The organism is Rothia kristinae (genome assembly GCF_016028855.1).
Taxonomy (GTDB): Bacteria; Actinomycetota; Actinomycetes; order Actinomycetales; family Micrococcaceae; genus Rothia; species Rothia kristinae.
Genome location: NZ_CP065738.1, coordinates 1,436,942 through 1,455,392 on the forward strand (window position 1 = coordinate 1,436,942; position 18,451 = coordinate 1,455,392).

An 18,451-nucleotide genomic window follows, 5' to 3' on the forward strand; every position below is an offset into this window, starting at 1 on the left:
GAACCCTCACGGGGAGTCCGCGGCTCGGCGTGGGATGATGAACAGCGATGATGACCCCGCGCCGTTTCTCCCTTCCCCGGACGCTGCCCATGCCGCTGTGGCTGCAGGGCGCCGTCGAGATCCTCGTTGCCGCCCTGGCGGGTCTGGCCGTCGTGGCCGTGCTGCTGCTGATCGGCTGGTTCTCCCTGGACGGACCCGGCGGCCTGCCCGCGCTGGCCGCGGCGATCGGGCAGGTGTGGCTGGGCGCGCACGGCGTCGGACTGCAGCTGGACGTGCCGGCCACCGGGCGGGCCGCGGGACTGACGGGTACCGCGCATCTGCTGCCCCTGGGGCTCACGCTGGTGCTGCTGCTGATCGCTCGGCGCGCCGGGGCCCGCCTGGCCCGGGCCTCCTGGGAGGGCGAGTTCTGGAAGCCGGTGCTCGGCGGGCTGGTGGCCTACGCCGGGGTCGGTGCGGCGGTGGCCGTGCTGACCGGCACGACGACGCTGCGCGCCCCCGTGCTCGCCTCGGCCCTGGTGCCGCTGTGGGTGCCGCTGCTGGGCATGGTGTGGGGCGGGCACCGGGAGTCCGGCTCCTGGCTGCGGCTGATCGGGCTCGCCCCAGAGGGGCTGGCCCAGCGCTACAGCCAGTACACCCGGTGGGCGGGGGCCTACGCGCTGTCCGTGCTGCGGGCCGCCGGCGTGGGTCTGATCGGCCTGGTGGCAGGCGGGGCCCTGCTGACCGGGATCAGCGTCTTCGCGCACTGGCAGGGGATCATCGCGGCCTACCAGGCCCTGCACGCCGGGCTCACCGGGGATCTGACCCTGTTCCTGCTGCAGCTGGCGCTGCTGCCCAACCTCATCCTCTGCGCCACGGCCTGGTCCGTGGGGGCGGGCTTCAGCCTGGGGGAGGGGACGCTGTTCTCCCCGGCGGTCGCCGACGGACCGGCGCTGCCCGCCCTCCCGGTGTTCGCGGCGATGCCCACCGCCACCGGCCCCTACTCCTTCGCGGTGCTGGTGCTGCCGGTGCTGGCCGGGGCGCTGGCCGCGTGGTGGTTCCTGCGCGCCGGGGAGGATCACGTGGATGACTGGTTCTCCCTGCGCATCGGCTCCCGCGTGCTCGGTGCGATCCTGTCCGGGGCGGTGTTCGCCGTCGTCCTGGGGGCGCTGACCGGGGCTGGTGCGACGCTGCTGGTCGTGCTCGCCCGCGGGGGGCTGGGGGCTGGGCCCTTCGCCGTCGTGGGTCCCCACCCGGGGGCGATGTTCTGCTGGAGTGCGGTGACCGTGGCGATCGGCGCGGTGATCGGGCGGGTGGTGTCCCCCTGGTTCGAGCGCGATGCCGCCCGGGGCGGACAGGGCGCGGCCCCCGCACGGAAGCGGACCCGGCGCGCTTCCCGCCGGAATCGCTCTCCGCAGGCCGCGGGGGCCGAGGCCGTGGCGAACCGGAAGGTGGAGACCTCCGGCGAGAACGCCGTGAGCACCGAGGGTCCGAGCGGGCAGCAGACGGGCGCGGAACCGACGAGCGGGGTGCGGACGAGCGACGCCGCGGGCGACGACGGGGCGCGAGACGACGCCGCATCGGAACGGGACGAGGAGCAGGACTCCGCGGGGACCGACTCCGCGGGAGAGCGCCCCGCGGGGAAGCCGGACCGGGCCGAGCCCGGGTCCGAGCAGCGGCCCGAGCCCCGGTCCGAGCAGGAGTCTGAGCGGGGGCTCAGCGCCCTGCAGCGCCTGCGTCGCGCGGCGCCCGGGGCCGCGGGGCACGAGGCGAAGCGCCCGGTGAAGCCCGAGGTTGAGTCCACCGAGCAGAAGCCGGCCGAGGACGATGCGGCGGAGGAGCTGTTCATCCCGCAGTGGCGCTCCGGCGCCGGGGCCCAGACGCCCTGGTCCGCCGCGAAGGGGGACGATAAGCCCAACGCTAAGGCCCAGGCCCCGGAGGCCGACGAGTCCGAGCGCCCGGAAGAGCATCAGGAGGAGCTCGAGCAGGCGGAAGAACGTGAGGTGCAGAGGGAGCGCGAGGAGCCGCGCGTGGTGGTGCGTCGGCCGCGTCGGCGTCGCCTCAGCGGCCGGTGAGGGTCCGCTCGATCCCGTCCGTGAGGCGCTCCTGGCACTGCCCGGAGGAGGAGATGGTCAGGCTCGTGCGCACGCACTCCCGGTAGTCCTCGGCCGCGCCCCACAGCAGGAGGTTCGCGGCCATGCTCACCGCGAACCACAGGACCAGCGCGAGGGACAGGCTGGTCAGCACGTAGGAGAAGGGGCGGGCGCCGACCCGCTTCAGCGCCACCAGGGTCATGATGCAGGCGACGGCGGCACCTAGGAAGGCCAGCCCGGCCCCGGCCAGGGCCCACCCGCCCCAGGAGCGTCCCGCGAAGGTGCTCAGGCAGAACCCGATGACCGCCAGGAGCAGACCCGCCCGTGAGCGGTACAGGAGGGACTCGGCCGCGCGCGCCCGCTCGTCCTCTCCCAGGGGCCTGTCCGGACGCCGGGGCGGCTGCTGGGTGGGCTGAGGGTCCTGAGGCGGAGGGGCGGCAGACATGCCCACCAGGCTACCCGCTGGCCCGCGCGCCCGGTCGCGCCTCGGTAGGGTGGGAGCCATGCGCATCGTGGTCATGGTCTCCGGCTCCGGCACCAATCTGCAGTCCGTCCTGGACGCCGTCGCCCGCGGCGAGCTGCCGGTGCAGGTGGCCGCCGTCGGCGCGGATCAGGAGTGCCGGGGGCTGGAGCGCGCCCGCGAGGCCGGCATCGAGACGTTCGTGCTGGCGCCCCGGGACTTCCCGGACCGCCCTGCCTGGAACCGGGCCCTGGAGGAGAAGCTCGCCTCCTACGCCCCGGACCTGCTGCTGTTCGCCGGATTCATGCGCATCGTCGATGCGCAGCTGGTCGCGCGCTTCGAGCGGCGCATCGTCAACACCCACCCGGCGCTGCTGCCCTCCTTCCCCGGGGCCCACGGGGTGCGCGACGCCCTGGCCCACGGGGTGAAGATCACCGGCGTCACCGTGCACCTGGTGGATTCCGGGGTGGACACCGGCCCGATCCTCGCCCAGGCCGCGGTGCCGGTGCTGGAGGGGGACACCGAGCAGAGCCTGCACGAGCGGATCAAGGAGCAGGAGCGTCCTCTCCTGGTGCGCACCCTGCGGGAGCTGGCCGCCCGCGCCTGAGGCGGCGGGCGCTGGCACGCCCGAGTGCGACGCCCCTTACACTGGAAGGGTCTTCGCGCCGTGCGCGCCACCATCTCCGACTTCCCAAGGGAGCATCCTTCCGTGACCCTCATCGACCTGGACCGGATCCCGCTGCGTCGAGCCCTCATCTCCGTCTACGACAAGACCGGCCTGCCCGAGCTGGCCCGCGGCCTGCACGCCGCCGGGGTGTCGCTGGTCTCCACCGGCTCCACCGCCGGGGTGATCCGCGAGGCCGGGGTCCCGGTCACCGAGGTCTCCTGGATCACCGGGTTCCCCGAGTGCCTGGAGGGCCGGGTCAAGACCCTCCACCCGCGCATCCACGCCGGGATCCTCGCGGACCGGCGCAAGCAGGAGCACGTGGATCAGCTCGAGCAGCTCGGGGTCGAGCCCTTCGACCTCGTCGTCGTGAACCTCTACCCCTTCCAGGACACCGTGGCCTCCGGGGCCGGGGCGGATGAGATCATCGAGAAGATCGACATCGGCGGTCCCTCGATGGTGCGCGCCGCGGCCAAGAACCACCACGCCGTCGCCGTGGTGACGGACCCCGCCCACTACGACGACGCCGTGCGCGCGGCCGAGCAGGGCGGCTTCGACCTGGCCGCCCGTCGCCGCCTGGCCGCCGGGGCCTTCGCCCACACCGCCGCCTACGACACCGCCGTGGCCACCTGGACCCAGCACCAGTTCCTGCAGGATCCCGAGGCCAACTTCTGGCCGCCCTACGCCGGGCTGGGCTTCGAGCGCTCCGAGTCCCTGCGCTACGGCGAGAACCCGCACCAGAAGGCCGCCCTGTACGCGGATCCGGCCGCCGAGCCGGGCATCGCCCAGGCCGAGCAGCTGGGCGGGAAGGCGATGTCCTACAACAACTACGTGGACGCCGACGCCGCCCTGCGCGCCGCCTACGACTTCGACGAGCCGGCCGTGGCCGTGATCAAGCACAACAACCCGTGCGGGATCGCCGTGGGATCCGGTGAGGACCCCATCGCGGACGCGCACCGCAAGGCCCACGCCTGCGACCCGCTGTCCGCCTACGGCGGGGTCATCGCCGCGAACCGCGAGGTGAGCCTGGGCATGGCCGAGCAGATCAAGCCCGTGTTCACCGAGGTCGTGATCGCCCCGTCCTACGCCCCCGAGGCCCTCGAGCTGCTGCAGACCAAGAAGAACCTGCGCATCCTCCGGCTGCCGGAGGGCTTCGCCCGCGGGGCCGTCGAGTACCGGCAGGTCTCCGGCGGCGCCCTGTTCCAGGAGTCGGACCGGCTCCAGGCCGACGGGGATGACCCGAGCACCTGGACCCTGGCCGCCGGGGAGGCCGCCGACGAGCAGACCCTGCGGGACCTGGCCTTCGCCTGGAAGGCCCTGCGCGCGGCGAAGTCCAACGCGATCCTGCTGGCCGAGGACGGCGCGGCCGTCGGCATCGGCATGGGGCAGGTCAACCGGGTGGACTCCTGCCGGCTGTCCGTGGAGCGGGCCAACACCCTCGGGGCCGACGGCGCCGAGCGGGCCCGCGGCGCGGTGGCCGCCTCGGACGCCTTCTTCCCCTTCGCCGACGGGCTGCAGGTGCTGCTCGACGCCGGGGTGCGCGCCGTCGTGCAGCCCGGCGGGTCCATCCGGGATGAGGAGGTCATCGAGGCCGCCAAGACCGCCGGGGTGACCATGTACCTGACCGGCTCCCGGCACTTCTTCCACTGATGGCACCGGCAGCATCCGACCCCGCCGAGCGCACCGCGGAATCCGCCGCGGAGGAGCGCAGCGCCCGGCGGGCCGTGACCGTGTTCCCGCTGCTGATCCTCGGGGCGGGGGTGCTCGGCTTCCTCGCGCCAGGCGCGTTCGCCGCGTGGTCCCCGGCGATCAGCCCGCTGCTCGGGGTCATCATGTTCGGCATGGGCCTGACCCTGACCTGGCCGGACTTCGCGCTCATCGCCCGCCGCCCGGTGCCGGTTCTCATCGGAGTGATCGCGCAGTTCCTCATCATGCCGCTGCTCGGCGCCGGGATCGCCGCGGCGCTGCAGCTGCCGCCGGCCCTGGCGGCCGGGGTGATCCTCGTGGGCTGCTGCCCCGGCGGCACGGCGTCGAACGTGGTCTCCTACCTGGCGCGCGGGGACGTGGCGCTGTCCGTGGCGATGACCTCGGTGTCCACCCTGATCGCGCCGTTCCTGACGCCGCTGCTGTGCCTGTGGCTGGCGGGGGAGTACATGAGCGTGAACGGCACCGCGATGATGGTCTCGATCCTGCAGGTGGTGCTGATCCCGGTCCTGGCCGGGCTGCTCGTGCGCTGGCTGCTGCCGCGGCTGGTGCTGGCCATCACCCCGGCGCTGCCGTGGATCTCGGTCGCGGCGATCTCCGTGATCGTGGCGATCGTCGTCGCCGGCTCCGCGGGGGCCATCGTCTCCGCGGGTGCGCTGGTGCTGCTGGCGGTCGTGCTGCACAACGGCCTGGGCTACCTGCTGGGCTACGCCGCGGCCGCGGCCCTGCGGCTGCCGGCGCCCTCCCGGCGCACCACCGCGATCGAGGTCGGCATGCAGAACTCCGGATTGGCCACCTCCCTGGCCAAGACCTACCTCACCCCCGAGGCCGCCCTGCCGGGGGCGGTGTTCTCCGTGTGGCACAACGTCTCCGGGGCGCTGCTGGCGGCTATCCTGCGGCGGCGCGCCGGGGACTGAGCATCCCCGACGGGCACCGGCCGTAGTCGACGTCGGAGACGGAACGGCCGCGACCTCCTCCGAAGGGGGCCGCGGCCGTTCCGCTGCTCTCGGTCAGGCTCAGCCGAGCGGGAACTCGGCGGACTGCCCGCCGGTCAGCACCGTCTCCTGCTCCCCGACCACCACGCGCACCGGCTGGGCCCGGGTGGAGCGGGCGGTGATGCGCATGAAGGTGCCGTCGATGTACACGTCCAGCAGCTGGCCCCGGTACTGCACCTCGAAGCCCACGGACTTCAGCTGCTCCGGCATGGACGGCTCCAGGCTGACGCAGTCCTCGTGCACCCGAAGCCCGGCGTAGGCCCGCTGGATCACGTCCAGGGTCCCGCACATGGCCCCCAGGTGGATCCCCTCCTGGGTGGTGCCGCCCTGGGTGTCGTCCAGGTCCGCGACCAGCGCATCCTGATAGGTGGACCAGGAGTTGCGGCGGTCGATCTGCGCGAGGATCGAGGCGGTGACCACCCGGGAGAGCGTCGAGCCGTTGGAGGTGCGCGGCAGGTAGTAGCGCACCGTGTCCTCGATGCGGGCCAGGGAGACGTCGTAGCCGAGGGCCGCGAGCTCATCCTGCAGCCCGGACTGGCCGAACAGGTAGATCAGCATCAGCGTGTCCGCCTGCTTGGACAGCTTGTAGTTGTTGGTCGCATCCCCCTCGGACTCCAGGATCAGATCCATCCGCCCGATGTTGCCGTACTTGCGGCGGTAATGGTCCCAGTCGATCTCGGCGAGGTCGTCGTAGCCGTCGAACTGGCTGATGGTCCCGTTCTCGTTGAACGGCACGGCCATGCGGGTGGACATGTGCTTCCACCGCTCAGTCTCGGACTCGGTGACCTGGTTGGCGGCCAGGGTCCGATCGGCCAGGTGCTCCGGCAGCACCTCCGGCAGGTGCACCACGTGCCGGTACAGCCAGGCCGCCAGGACGTTGGTGTAGGCGTTGTCCTTCACACCCCCGCCGTTGACGGAGCCGGGGTAGCCGTCGTGGTACTCGTCCGGGCCCATCGCGCCCTCGATGTGGTAGCGCTGATCCTGCTCATCCCAGGTGGTGATGGAGGTGAAGAACCGGGCGATCTCGATCATCAGCTCCGCGCCCTCGTGGGAGAGCCAGGAGTCGTCCCGGGTGGCCTGGTAGTACTGCCAGGCGTTGAACGCGATGGCCAGGCCCACGTGGAACTGCCGCCAGGAGTTGTCCGGCATCCACCGCTCCGAGTGTGGGTTGTACAGCTCCACCGGGGTCTCCTCGCGCCCGTCCGAGCCGGACTGCCAGGGGAACATCGCGCCCTCGGCGCCGAACTCCCGGGCCTTGTGGCGGGCGGCCGGCAGTCGGGCGGAGCGGTAGGCCAGCAGGGACTTGGTGACGAAGGGCAGGCGCATGGTGATGACCGGGAGGATGAAGATCTCATCCCAGAAGATGTGCCCGCGGTACCCCTCCCCGTGCAGCCCGCGCGCGGTGACCCCGGCGTCGGCCAGCTCCATGTTGGGGCCGAGGGTCTGCACGATGTGGAAGATGTGCAGCCGCAGGGCCAGCATGGTCTTCACATCCGCGTCGATGTCCACGGCGAAGCGGGACCACAGCCGGGACCAGGTTGCGGTGTGCGGACCGTAGAGCGCCTCGAAGCCGATCGCGGTGCGGTTCAGGGCCTCCACCGAGCCGAGGGTGGCGGAGGCGATCGCGGAATCCCGGGAGGTCACGACGGCGGTGGTCGTGTCGAAGACCACCGGCTCGCCGTCGTGGCCGTTGACGTGGAAGTGGCGCATCTCCACGTTGCCGGGGCGGATCTCCCGCTCCACCCGGATATCCGAGGCGGCGTTGATCTGGGTGCGCTGGGCGATGGAGATCTGGTGGTCGGACTGGTTGGTGGAGACCACGCAGATGAGGGTCTCGTCCGGCAGCGTCGTGGAGGCGCGGGCCACCAGGTGGTGCCGGTTCAGCTCCCGGTACTCGGCGACGTTGTTGTTGGTCACGGTGGGATCGATGCCGGTGCGCACGTGGATGCGTCCGGACCAGCCCACCGGCTCCACCTTGGTCTCCATCGCGGACAGGTGCCGGCTGGCCATGGAGACCAGTCGACGCTGGTGCACGCGCAGGCGGCGGGGAGTCCGCGCGCCGTCGCGGTCCTCCTCGCGCAGCACCTCCTCCAGGAGTGCGCTGCGGGAGAGCACACCGTGGCGCATGTCCAGCTCGGTGGTCTCATCCAGGATGCGCAGCCCGCCCTCGGACCACCAGTCCCCGTCGCGAAGGCGGACGTCGAGCACCTCGAAGTTGGGCAGGTTGACCATGGACTCGTGCTCCAGGTCCCGGCCGTTGATGTGCGAGACCACCCGGTTGAAGATCCCGGCGACGTAGGTGCCGGGGTAGTGGATCCCGTCGTCCCCGTGCTCGGGGCGGGCCCCGCGCACCCCCATGTACCCGTTGGCCAGGGTCAGCAGGGCCTCGCGGTGGGCCTCGTGCTTGGGGTCGAAGCCGCGGTAGATCAGCTTCCAGGAGTCGGTGCGGTCCAGGCCGAGGTCCAGCTCGGCGACGTCGTTGTGCACGACGTCGGCCCCGGCCTCCTCCAGATCGGCCCGGTCCCCGTGCCGGTTGATCCCGACGACCAGCCCGAAGCCCCCGGCCTTGCCGGCCTGCACCCCGGAGACCGCATCCTCGATGACCACGGCGTCGGCGGGGTCCACCTCCAGGGCGCGGGCGGCGGCCAGGAACATGTCCGGGGCGGGCTTGCCGGGGATGCCGTGCTCCAGGGCGTAGCCGCCGTCGATGATGATGGGGAAGAGGTCCTCCAGCCCGGCCGCGGCCAGCACGGTGCGGGAGTTGCGGGAGGCGGTGACCAGGGCGATGCCGGTGCCGCCCTCCTTCACGCGGCGGGCGAAGTCCACGGTGCCGCGGAAGGTCTCCACGCCGTGCTCATCCAGCTGGGCCTGGAAGTAGTCGTTCTTCAGGGCGGCCTGCCCGTGCACGGTCCAGGCGCCGGGGGCATCGCCCTCGGCGCCCTCGGGCAGGGCGGCCCCGCGGGAGGCCAGCAGCTGGCGCACCCCGTCCTCGCGGGCGCGCCCGTCCACGTGGGCCCGGTAGTCCCGCGAGACGGAGAACTCCCGACGGTCGATATCCTCGGCGCTGCGGCCCTCGGCCGGCTCCAGGCGGGGATCGGCCAGGATCGCGTCGAACAGCTGCTTCCAGGCGGCGGCGTGCACCGAGGCGGTGTCGGTGACCACCCCGTCCATGTCGAAGATGACGGCCTGCTGGGGACACAGCATGGGGAACTCCGCCTTCTTCTCCGGGGCTCGGCGGGCGCCGGGCATGTTGGGATCGCCGGGGCGCAGGTTCAGCAGGTCGGTGGAGCCGAGGAGGTTCAGGGCGTTCATGGAGACCTTTCGCGAGGGTGACGACGGCGGTCAGGAGGTCAAGCCACCATTAAACACTCGCGTCGGAGGCCTGGCGATGGGCTCGGGCGCCGGATCCGCGGTCCAGGTGCACCCGAGGACGGGGTCGCGGGAGCGGGAGTGCGGAGCTCACCAGGCAAGACGCTGGAGCGCGCTCCACCCTGACGCCGACGCCGATGTGACCTAGACTAATCCCTCGGAACCCCTTTCCCCGCCGAATCCCCAGGAGAGCGATGAGCGCATCACCCGCGTCCGATGTCACCACCACCCCGCTGGCCGAGCTGGACCCGGAGGTCGCCCGGGCCATCGACGCCGAGCTGCACCGGCAGCGGGACACCCTGGAGATGATCGCCTCGGAGAACTTCGCCCCGCTGGCCGTGCTGCAGGCGCAGGGCTCGGTGCTGACCAACAAGTACGCGGAGGGTTACCCCGGGCGGCGCTACTACGGCGGCTGCGAGCACGTGGACGTCGTCGAGCGCCTGGCCATCGAGCGGGCCAAGGAGCTGTTCGGCGCCGAGCACGCCAACGTGCAGCCGCACTCCGGGGCGCAGGCCAACGCCGCGGTGATGATGGCCCTGATGAACCCGGGGGACACCCTGATGGGCCTGTCCCTGGCCCACGGCGGGCACCTGACCCACGGGATGAAGCTCAACGTCTCCGGGAAGCTGTACGACATCGCCGCCTACGAGGTGGACCCGGCCACCGGGCGCCTGGACATGGAGGCCGTGCGGCAGGTGGCCCTTCAGGCCCAGCCCAAGGTGATCGTGGCCGGCTGGTCCGCGTACCCGCGCCAGCAGGACTTCGCGGCCTTCCGCGCCATCGCCGACGAGGTGGGCGCCTACCTGTGGGTGGACATGGCCCACTTCGCGGGGCTGGTGGCCGCGGGGCTGCACCCCAACCCGGTGCCGCACGCCCACGTGGTGACCTCCACGGTGCACAAGACCCTCGCGGGTCCGCGCTCCGGGGTGATCCTGTGCACCGAGGAGCTGCGGAAGAAGATCGACTCCGCCGTCTTCCCGGGTCAGCAGGGCGGCCCGCTGATGCACGTGATCGCGGGCAAGGCCGTGGCCTTCAAGATCGCCGCCTCCGAGCAGTTCCGCGACCGGCAGGCCCGCACCCTGGAGGGCGCGCGGATCCTGGCCGAGCGGCTGGGGACCGAGGACGTCGCCCAGCACGGGGTGAAGGTGCTCTCCGGGGGCACGGACGTGCACCTGGTGCTGGTGGACCTGCGGGATTCCGCCCTGGACGGGCGCGCGGCCGAGGACCTGCTGCACGAGGTGGGCATCACCGTGAACCGCAACGCCGTGCCGAACGACCCGCGCCCGCCGATGGTCACCTCCGGGCTGCGCATCGGCACCCCGGCCCTGGCCACCCGCGGCTTCGGCGCCGAGCAGTTCGCGGAGGTCGCGGACATCATCGCCGAGGCCCTGAAGCCCGAGCCCGACGTCGCCGCCCTGCGCGAGCGCGTGAACGCCCTGACCGCGGCCTTCCCCCTGTACCCGGATGTCGAGGAGTTCGCGGCGTGAGCACCACCCAGCAGCACAGCGAGCAGGAGCAGAACGGCCAGCAGGGCCCGCAGATCCTGGACGGGCGGGCCACCGCGGCGGCCATCAAGGAGGAGCTGCGCGAGCAGGTCGCCGAGCTGAGGGCCCGCGGCATCGTGCCCGGGCTGGGCACGGTGCTGGTGGGCGATGACCCGGCCTCGCACTCGTACGTGAAGGGCAAGCACCGCGACTGCGCGGAGGTGGGCCTGGCCTCGATCCGCCGGGACCTGCCCGGGGACATCACCCAGGAGGAGCTGGAGGCCGTCATCGACGAGCTGAACGCGGACCCGGCGTGCACCGGGTACATAGTGCAGCTGCCCCTGCCCCAGCACATCGACACCAACGCGATCCTGGAGCGGATCGACCCGGCCAAGGACGCCGACGGGCTGCACCCGATGAACCTGGGGCGGCTGGTGCTGGACGTGTACGGGCAGGGAGATGCCCCGCTGCCGTGCACCCCGGCCGGGATCGTGGAGCTGATCCGCCGGCACGGGCTGGACGTGAAGGGCAAGGACGTGGCGGTGCTGGGCCGCGGGATCACCGTGGGCCGCCCGCTGGGGCTGCTGCTGTCCCGCCGGGACGTGAACGCGACCGTGACCCTGGCGCACACCGGCACCCGGGATCTGGACGAGGTGCTGGCCGCCGCGGACATCATCGTCGCCGCGATCGGCGTACCGCACGCGGTGCGCGCCCACCAGGTCAAGGAAGGTGCGATCCTCCTGGACGTGGGCGTCTCCCGGGTGATGGACCCGGTGACCGGCAAGAAGAAGCTGGTGGGGGACATCAGCCCGGAGGCCGCCGAGAAGGCGTCCTGGCTCTCCCCGAACCCCGGCGGGGTGGGCCCGATGACCCGCGCGATGCTGCTGGTCAACGTGGTCCAGGCCGCCCAGCGCGCCGCCGACGCCGCCTGAGCGGCCCGCTCGCGGGGGAGCGCCGAGACTCGTCTCGGCGCTCCCCCGCGGTCGTCTCGTGCCGACTCCGCGGAACACCGTTGTGGTGCGTGACACCTGACAGTAGGATCTGACGCACACATGAAAGTGTGACCCGCTCGGCGAGCGCTCGACGGGTCGCCCACCTCCGCTGAGACACCGGCTTCTTGCTGAGATGCGGGGATCGTGCTGAGATACCGCACGGCGGGACGCATCTCAGCACGAACAGCGCATCTCGACACGAAACCCGCATCTGAACGCACTTCGGAGCGCAGCAGTCACGACACTGACGGCACGCGGCATCACCGGGAAGTCATCGCCGGAGCCAGATGCAGGGCGGGTGTCCTGCATCCGATGATTCGGGCTGGGCACTTCTCCCCGACCCCCCCCGCCGGGGCCCCGGTGCCGCGCTTGTACAATGGGGGCCATGCGTTCATCCGGTCCCCAGGAGCACTCTCAGGCATCATCCCCGGGCGGGACGGACCCCGCCGCCACCCGCAGGAAGGCCGTCTGGGCCACCGTCGTCGGGATGGCCGTGCTCGTGGCGATCTTCATCGCCGCGATCTGGCGGGCCGCGGACGAGGCCTCCCTGCTCGGGTGGATCCTCGCCGCGATCGCCCTCGGCTGGCTGGGCCTGGCTGCGTACGTGCTGAGCCTGGTGCGCGGCAGCCTCACCCCCCGCACCACCTCGGCCCCCGGGCAGGAGGCCGGTGGGTCCGACTCCATGCGGGATGAGAAGCTCGCGCACAGCTTCCAGATCGTCCTGGTGCAGAAGAAGGTCGTCGCCGAGGAGCTGGCCAAGGGCGAGGACGCGGACGCCGAGATGATAGACCGCGCCCTGGACACCATCGACTTCACCGCCAAGAACGGCATGGGACTGGCCCGCTCCGCCCAGCCCGCCGCCCAGGAGGCCTGAGCCCACATGAGCTCCCCGAACACCGCCGCGCAGGACCCGGCACCCCGCGACCAGCACACGCTGCGCATCGCCACCGTCAACGTCAACGGCATCCGCGCCGCCTACAACTCCAAGAAGAAGCAGACCATGGGGGACTGGCTGGCCCACCGGGACATCGACATCCTCTGCCTGCAGGAGGTCCGCGCCCCGGACGCCAGCCTGCGCAAGCTCCTGGACGAGGACCAGTGGGAGATCCTGCACTCCGAGGCCGTGGCCAAGGGCCGTGCGGGTGTGGCGATCGCCACCCGTAAGGGTGCCGAGCAGCACCCCTCCCGGCTGCCGGACCAGCCCCGACAGACCCGCATCGGGCTGCCCGGCCTGGACGGGGACGAGCACACCGGCCGCTGGGTCGAGGCCGACTACGACCTGCCCGGCGGCACGAGCCTCACCGTGGTCTCCGCGTACGTGCACTCCGGGGAGGTGGACACCATCCGCCAGGAGCACAAGTACGCCTTCCTGGAGCGGATGCTCACCCGCCTGCCCGAGCTCGCCGAGCAGTCCGACCACGTGCTGATCGTCGGAGACCTCAACGTCGGGCACACCGAGCTGGACATCAAGAACTGGAGGGGCAACGTCAAGAACGCCGGGTTCCTGCCCGAGGAGCGGGCGTACCTCGACCGCTACTTCGGGGACGTCGGCTACGTGGACGTGGCCCGGAAGCTCGCCGGGGACGTGCCCGGCCCGTACACCTGGTGGTCCTACCGCGGTCAGGCCTTCGACAACGACGCCGGGTGGCGCATCGACTACCACATGGCCACCCCCGCGCTGGCCGCCGCCGCCCGGCAGGCGGTGGTGGACCGCGCCCCCAGCTACGACACCCGCTTCTCCGACCACGCCCCGCTCGTGGTCGACTACCAGCTCGTCTGAAGGAGCCCCCGCCCGTCATGACCGATACCGCCATCCCCAACCGCTCCACCGGCGCCCCCCGCGTGTTCTCCGGGGCCCAGCCCTCCGCGGACTCCCTGCACCTGGGCAACTACGTCGGGGCCGTGCGCAACTGGGTGGACATGCAGGATGCCAACGAGTGCATCTACTTCATCCCGGACCTGCACGCCATCACGGTACCCCAGGACCCGGCGACCCTGGCCGAGCGCACCCGCAAGACCGCGGCCCAGTACATCGCCGCCGGGATCGACCCCACCCGCACCCCGTTTTTCGTGCAGTCCCACGTGCCCGAGCACACCCAGCTGTCCTGGCTGCTGTCCTGCATCACCGGCTTCGGCGAGGCCTCCCGGATGACCCAGTTCAAGGACAAGTCCGCCAAGCAGGGCGCCGAGAACGCGACCGTCGGGTTGTTCACCTACCCCATCCTCATGGCCGCGGACATCCTGCTGTACCAGACGGACCAGGTCCCGGTGGGGGAGGACCAGCGCCAGCATCTGGAGCTGACCCGCACCCTCGCCCAGCGGTTCAACACCCGCTTCGGGGAGACCTTCGTGATCCCGGAGGGCAAGATCCTCCGGGACACCGCCAAGGTCTACGACCTGCAGAACCCCGGGGCGAAGATGTCCAAGTCCGCCGCCAGCGACTCCGGGATCATCTGGCTGCTGGACGAGCCGAAGAAGATGGCCAAGAAGATCAAGTCCGCCGTGACCGACGACGGCACCGAGATCCGCTTCGACCGCGAGGCCAAGCCGGGGATCTCCAACCTGCTGACCATCTACTCCTCCCTGACCGGCCGTCCCGTGGAGGAGATCGTCGCCGAGTACGAGGGGAAGATGTACGGGCACCTGAAGGTGGGCCTGGCCGAGGTCGCCGTCGAGGTCCTGGGGCCCATCCGGGAGCGGACCCTGGAGATCATGGCGGACCCGGCTGAGCTGGATCGGCTGCTGGCCGCCGGGGCCGAGCAGGCCCGTGAGATCGCGGCCGTGACCGTGCAGCGCGCCTACGACGCCGTCGGCTTCCTGCCCCCGCTGCGGTAGCGCCCACCCGGACCCGCCATGACCCCCGGCCCCAGCACCAGCCCCACCCTGCGCGGGGATCGGCGCTACCTCAGCGTGGTGCTGGGGGTGCCGGAGCACATCCAGGACCGGGTGCTGTCCTGGCGGGCGGCCCAGGGGCTGACCTCCTCCGCCCCGCCGCACATCACCGTCCTGATCACCGAGACCGACCCGCGCGATCCCCTGCCGGAGCGGATCGCCGCGGAGCTGGCCCGGGTGTGCCGGGAGGTCGGACCCTTCCGGGTGGGCTTCGACGGGGCGGAGACCTTCCTGCCGGTCAGTCCCGTCGCGTACCTGCGCATCGCCGACGGCGGGGACCACCTGACCCGGCTGCACCGGATCTGCGCGGACCTGCTGCCCAGTGCCTCGCCCTTCGACTACCACCCGCACCTGACGCTGGCCCACGGGCTGGACGAGGAGGGGCTGCACCGGGCCCGGTGGGACTTCGCCTCCTGCCGCCTGAGCTTCCGCGCCGAGCAGCTGCAGATCTTCCACGGGGACCGCACCGGCTGGCGGGACCTCGGCGCCCTGCCCCTCGGGCCCGCCCGCTGACGCCCTCGGCCGACGTCGTCCGGTCGACGTCGCACCCCAGACGTTAGCCCGCAGGCTCCCACTCCCGGGCACCCGTCGTCTTGCGCCGCGCGACGCCGCGTGACCTCCCGTGTCCGGGCACTCGTGCCCCGGGCCCGCCCGCTCCTAGCGTGGTCCCCAACCCCGCGCCCCGGAAGCGATTCCGGCGGGCGGGCGGCACACACACCGGCATGAGGGACGTCAGGAGCACGGACATGGTCGAGACGAGATTCCACTGGTTCCTGCCCACCAGCGGGGACTCCCGCGGGGTCGTGGGCGGCGAGCACGGCGCGGAGGTGCTCAGCAGCTCCCCGGTACGCGAACCCGAGCTGGCCTACCTGCGCCAGGTGGCCCAGGCCGCGGAGGCCAACCGCTTCGACTCCGTGCTGACCCCCACGGGTCTGTACTGCCGGGACCCATGGCTGACCGCCGCCGCGCTGGCCGAGCACACCCCGAGCCTGCGCTTCCTCGTCGCGATGCGTCCGGACGCCCTCTCGCCCACGCTGGCCGCGCAGATGGCCGCGACCTTCCAGGCCCAGACCGGCGGGCGCCTGGCCCTGAACGTGGTCACCGGCGGGGAGTCCGCCGAGCAGCGGGCCTACGGAGACTTCCTGGACAAGGAGGGCCGCTACCGGCGCACGCGGGAGCACCTGCGGGTCGTGCGCCGGCTGTGGGAGCACGGCCCGGCCTTCGACCACGACGCCGAGGGGGTGCGCGTGGAGCAGGCCCGTCTGGTCGATGCCCCGGACCCGGTGCCGGAGGTGCACTTCGCCGGGTCCTCCCCGGCGGCCCTGGAGATCGCCGCGGAGCTGGCCGATGTGTACCTGACCTGGGGCGAGCCGCCGGCCCAGGCGGGGGAGAAGATCGCGCGGGTGCGTGAGGCCGCGGCGGCGCGCGGACGCACCCTGCGCTACGGGGTCCGGCTGCACGTGATCACCCGGGACACCTCCGAGCAGGCCTGGGCCGTGGCCCAGGCGATGCTGGATGCGATCCCGGAGGAGCTGGTGCGCCGTCAGCAGCAGGCCCTGCGGGCCTCCGAATCCGAGGGGCAGCGGCGGATGCTGGCCCTGCACGGCGGGGACCGGCGGAACCTGGAGATCCACCCCGGGCTGTGGGCCGGTTCCGGGCTGATCCGCGGGGGAGCGGGCACCGCGCTGGTCGGCTCCCACGAGGAGGTCGCGGACCTGATCCGCCAGTACGAGGCCGTGGGCTTCACGGACTTCGTGCTCTCCGGGCACCCCTGCCTGGAGGAGGCGTGGTGGTTCGGCGAGGGCGTGCGCCCCCGGGTGGATCGGCCCGAGGCCGCGTCGCGCACCGCGGATGCCCGACGGCGCGAGCGCGCCGCCGCCGCGGTGGGCTGAGGCGCCCAGACACGGTGCGCCGGGGCGCGACGACGCGCTGCGCACCGCGGTGGTCTGATCCGCCCGGCCCCGTGTGTGGGGCGGGCGCCCCGGGTGCGTGACGGAGGCTAGAGCACGTCCGTGTCGCCGTTGCGCTTGAGCTCGTCCACCGCGTGCTTCACGCGCTGGGCATGCTCCTGGGTGGTCACCAGCAGCGCGTCCGGGGTGTCCACGACCACGATGTCCTGCACCCCGATCAGCGCGACGATGCGGCTGGTGTCGGAGACGACGATCCCGGAGGAGTCATCGGTCATCACCCGGGTGTTGCTGCCCAGCAGGGCCACCTCGTCCACGTTCTGCGCCCGGTTCAGCCGGGAGATCGCGGCGAAGTCCCCGACGTCGTCCCACGTGAAGTGGGCCGGGACCATCGCGACGTCGCCCGCGGCGGCGGCCGGCTCGGCCACCGCGTAGTCGATCGCGATCTTCGGCAGGGTCGGCCACACCCGATCCATCACGGCGTCGCGCTCCTCGGTCTCCCAGGCGCGGGCGATCTCCATGATCCCGGCGTGCAGCTGCGGCTGGTTGCGCTCCAGGTGCTCCAGCAGCAGGGCGGCCGGGGCGACGAACATCCCGGCGTTCCAGGTGTAGCGGCCCGAGCGCACGTACTCGCGGGCTGTGTCCTGGTCCGGCTTCTCCACGAACTCCTCCACGGCCAGCGCGGAGGGGGCCGCCTCGAGGTCGAGGGAGCGCCCGGCGCGGATGTAGCCGAAGCCCGTGGAGGGAGAGGTCGGGGTGATCCCGATGGTCACGATCCGCCCGGTCGCGGCGGTCTCGATCGCCTCGACCACGGCGCGGTGGAACTCCTCGGTGGGCTCCACGACGTGATCCGCGGCGAAGGAGCCGATGATCGCCCCCGGGTCGCGCAGCCACAGGATCGCCGAGGCCAGGCCGATCGCGGCCCCGGAGTCCTTGGGGGAGGGCTCCAGGACCAGGTCCTCCTCCGAGCATTCGGGCAGCTGGGTGCGCACGGCCGGGGCGTGGGTGCGCCCGGTGACGACCATGACGCCCTCGGCGCTGAGGTCGACGAGGCGGTCGTAGGTCGAGCGCAGCAGGGAGCTGCCGGAGCCGGTCAGGTCCAGGAGGAACTTGGGCGCATCCGCGCGGGACAGCGGCCACAGCCGCGAGCCCACCCCGCCGGCGGGGATGAAGGGTCGGAAGTGTTCGCGTGGGGATCTCATCGGCACCACCCTAGCCGCAAACCCCCGGGCGCGCGGCGCACATGGTGGGGAAGCGGGCGGACGCGGTCTGCCTCCGGCCGGTCCCCGCACCGCGGAGCGGGCGGGATTAGCCAAGGTTTCCCTCCCCTAATTCCGCGGAATTCCGCCGCGGAAGGGCTCAGACACCGTGTCACCAAGAGCCGCCGACGGCTGGTAGTCTCAGACGAGAAACAGCTCACTCACACCCGCGCCCGGGGACTCCTTCCGGACGACGTCGTCCCGAGTGGCCGGGCCCGCGCCGGGGCCGCAACCGGCGCCCGCCCGCTCGTTGATCACCCATCGGAGGTTGTTCAGTGCCGAACCAATCCCAAGGCACCCTCTACCGCGGCCGCCAGGGCATGTGGTCCTGGGTCGCGCACCGCATCACCGGCATCGCCATCTTCTTCTTCCTGCTCGTGCACGTCCTGGACACCGCCGTCGTGCGGATCTCCCCGGAGGCGTACAACGCCGTCATCGGCACGTACAAGAACCCTGTGATGGGGCTGGGCGAGGCCGGGCTGGTAGCGGCGATCTGCTACCACGCCTTCAACGGCCTGCGCATCATCCTCATCGACTTCTGGAAGGACGGGGCCAAGCACCAGAAGACCATGCTGTGGGGCGTGCTCGTCCTGTGGCTGCTGGCCATGGTGCCGTTCCTGATCCGCCACCTCGCCATCGTCTTCGGAGGTCACTGA

The 18,451-nt window shown here is 72.1% G+C and carries 15 protein-coding genes; 12 read left to right on the plus strand and 3 right to left on the minus strand.

Annotated features, from left to right (window positions below):
• Nucleotides 1-50 precede the first annotated feature (50 nt).
• On the plus strand, nucleotides 51-2,051 hold the full coding sequence (locus I6G21_RS06325; RefSeq protein ID WP_129357818.1) for a cell division protein PerM: 2,001 nt from the start codon (nucleotides 51-53) through the stop codon (nucleotides 2,049-2,051).
• Here the strand turns inward: I6G21_RS06325 and I6G21_RS06330 are convergent.
• On the minus strand, nucleotides 2,038-2,514 hold the full coding sequence (locus I6G21_RS06330) for a hypothetical protein (protein ID WP_061225800.1): 477 nt from the start codon (nucleotides 2,512-2,514) through the stop codon (nucleotides 2,038-2,040). The two genes, I6G21_RS06325 and I6G21_RS06330, sit on opposite strands and share 14 nt — an antisense overlap.
• A gap of 58 nt (nucleotides 2,515-2,572) precedes the next feature.
• Here I6G21_RS06330 and purN point away from each other — a divergent pair, with 58 nt between their 5' ends.
• The 3 genes from purN (at nucleotide 2,573) to I6G21_RS06345 (ending at nucleotide 5,814) form a co-directional block, all read left to right on the plus strand.
• Nucleotides 2,573-3,136, plus strand: a complete 564-nt coding sequence (purN, locus tag I6G21_RS06335) for a phosphoribosylglycinamide formyltransferase (RefSeq protein ID WP_081046391.1) — start codon at nucleotides 2,573-2,575, stop codon at nucleotides 3,134-3,136.
• Nucleotides 3,137-3,238: 102 nt separating this feature from the next.
• Nucleotides 3,239-4,843: a bifunctional phosphoribosylaminoimidazolecarboxamide formyltransferase/IMP cyclohydrolase gene (gene purH, locus I6G21_RS06340; RefSeq protein ID WP_058731535.1), complete on the plus strand. Its 1,605-nt coding sequence runs from the start codon at nucleotides 3,239-3,241 to the stop codon at nucleotides 4,841-4,843.
• Nucleotides 4,843-5,814 (plus strand): bile acid:sodium symporter family protein, encoded by a 972-nt coding sequence (locus tag I6G21_RS06345; RefSeq protein WP_058731536.1) that lies wholly within the window; start codon nucleotides 4,843-4,845, stop codon nucleotides 5,812-5,814. The genes purH and I6G21_RS06345 overlap by 1 nt, the downstream gene beginning before the upstream one ends.
• A 99-nt stretch (nucleotides 5,815-5,913) precedes the next feature.
• On the opposite strand, the gene I6G21_RS06350 is transcribed toward I6G21_RS06345, so the two are convergent.
• Nucleotides 5,914-9,204: a beta-phosphoglucomutase family hydrolase gene (locus I6G21_RS06350; protein WP_081046392.1), complete on the minus strand. Its 3,291-nt coding sequence runs from the start codon at nucleotides 9,202-9,204 to the stop codon at nucleotides 5,914-5,916.
• A 251-nt stretch (nucleotides 9,205-9,455) separates the two neighbouring features.
• On the opposite strand from I6G21_RS06350, the gene glyA reads away from it, so the two are divergent.
• From glyA to I6G21_RS06385, 7 genes are all read left to right on the plus strand, one after another.
• Nucleotides 9,456-10,748 (plus strand): serine hydroxymethyltransferase, encoded by a 1,293-nt coding sequence (glyA, locus tag I6G21_RS06355; protein WP_058731538.1) that lies wholly within the window; start codon nucleotides 9,456-9,458, stop codon nucleotides 10,746-10,748.
• On the plus strand, nucleotides 10,745-11,677 hold the full coding sequence (locus tag I6G21_RS06360) for a bifunctional methylenetetrahydrofolate dehydrogenase/methenyltetrahydrofolate cyclohydrolase (RefSeq protein WP_055684287.1): 933 nt from the start codon (nucleotides 10,745-10,747) through the stop codon (nucleotides 11,675-11,677). Before glyA ends, I6G21_RS06360 begins: the two co-directional genes overlap by 4 nt.
• Nucleotides 11,678-12,122: 445 nt before the next feature.
• Nucleotides 12,123-12,611 (plus strand): hypothetical protein, encoded by a 489-nt coding sequence (locus tag I6G21_RS06365; protein ID WP_232238419.1) that lies wholly within the window; start codon nucleotides 12,123-12,125, stop codon nucleotides 12,609-12,611.
• A gap of 6 nt (nucleotides 12,612-12,617) precedes the next feature.
• Nucleotides 12,618-13,517: an exodeoxyribonuclease III gene (locus tag I6G21_RS06370; RefSeq protein WP_100465018.1), complete on the plus strand. Its 900-nt coding sequence runs from the start codon at nucleotides 12,618-12,620 to the stop codon at nucleotides 13,515-13,517.
• 17 nt (nucleotides 13,518-13,534) lie between these two features.
• The gene (gene trpS / locus I6G21_RS06375) at nucleotides 13,535-14,572 is read left to right on the plus strand and encodes a tryptophan--tRNA ligase (protein WP_055684290.1); all 1,038 of its coding nucleotides are present in this window, start codon (nucleotides 13,535-13,537) and stop codon (nucleotides 14,570-14,572) included.
• Between the two features lie 18 nt (nucleotides 14,573-14,590).
• On the plus strand, nucleotides 14,591-15,142 hold the full coding sequence (locus tag I6G21_RS06380; protein ID WP_055684291.1) for a 2'-5' RNA ligase family protein: 552 nt from the start codon (nucleotides 14,591-14,593) through the stop codon (nucleotides 15,140-15,142).
• Between the two features lie 233 nt (nucleotides 15,143-15,375).
• Entirely contained in the window at nucleotides 15,376-16,521 is a 1,146-nt protein-coding gene (locus I6G21_RS06385) for an LLM class flavin-dependent oxidoreductase (protein ID WP_129357819.1), read from the plus strand.
• 107 nt (nucleotides 16,522-16,628) lie between these two features.
• On the opposite strand, the gene I6G21_RS06390 is transcribed toward I6G21_RS06385, so the two are convergent.
• Nucleotides 16,629-17,738: a mannose-1-phosphate guanylyltransferase gene (locus tag I6G21_RS06390; protein ID WP_129357820.1), complete on the minus strand. Its 1,110-nt coding sequence runs from the start codon at nucleotides 17,736-17,738 to the stop codon at nucleotides 16,629-16,631.
• Nucleotides 17,739-18,070: 332 nt separating this feature from the next.
• On the opposite strand from I6G21_RS06390, the gene sdhC reads away from it, so the two are divergent.
• Complete coding sequence (sdhC, locus tag I6G21_RS06395; protein WP_081046379.1) at nucleotides 18,071-18,451, plus strand: succinate dehydrogenase, cytochrome b556 subunit; 381 nt, start codon at nucleotides 18,071-18,073, stop codon at nucleotides 18,449-18,451.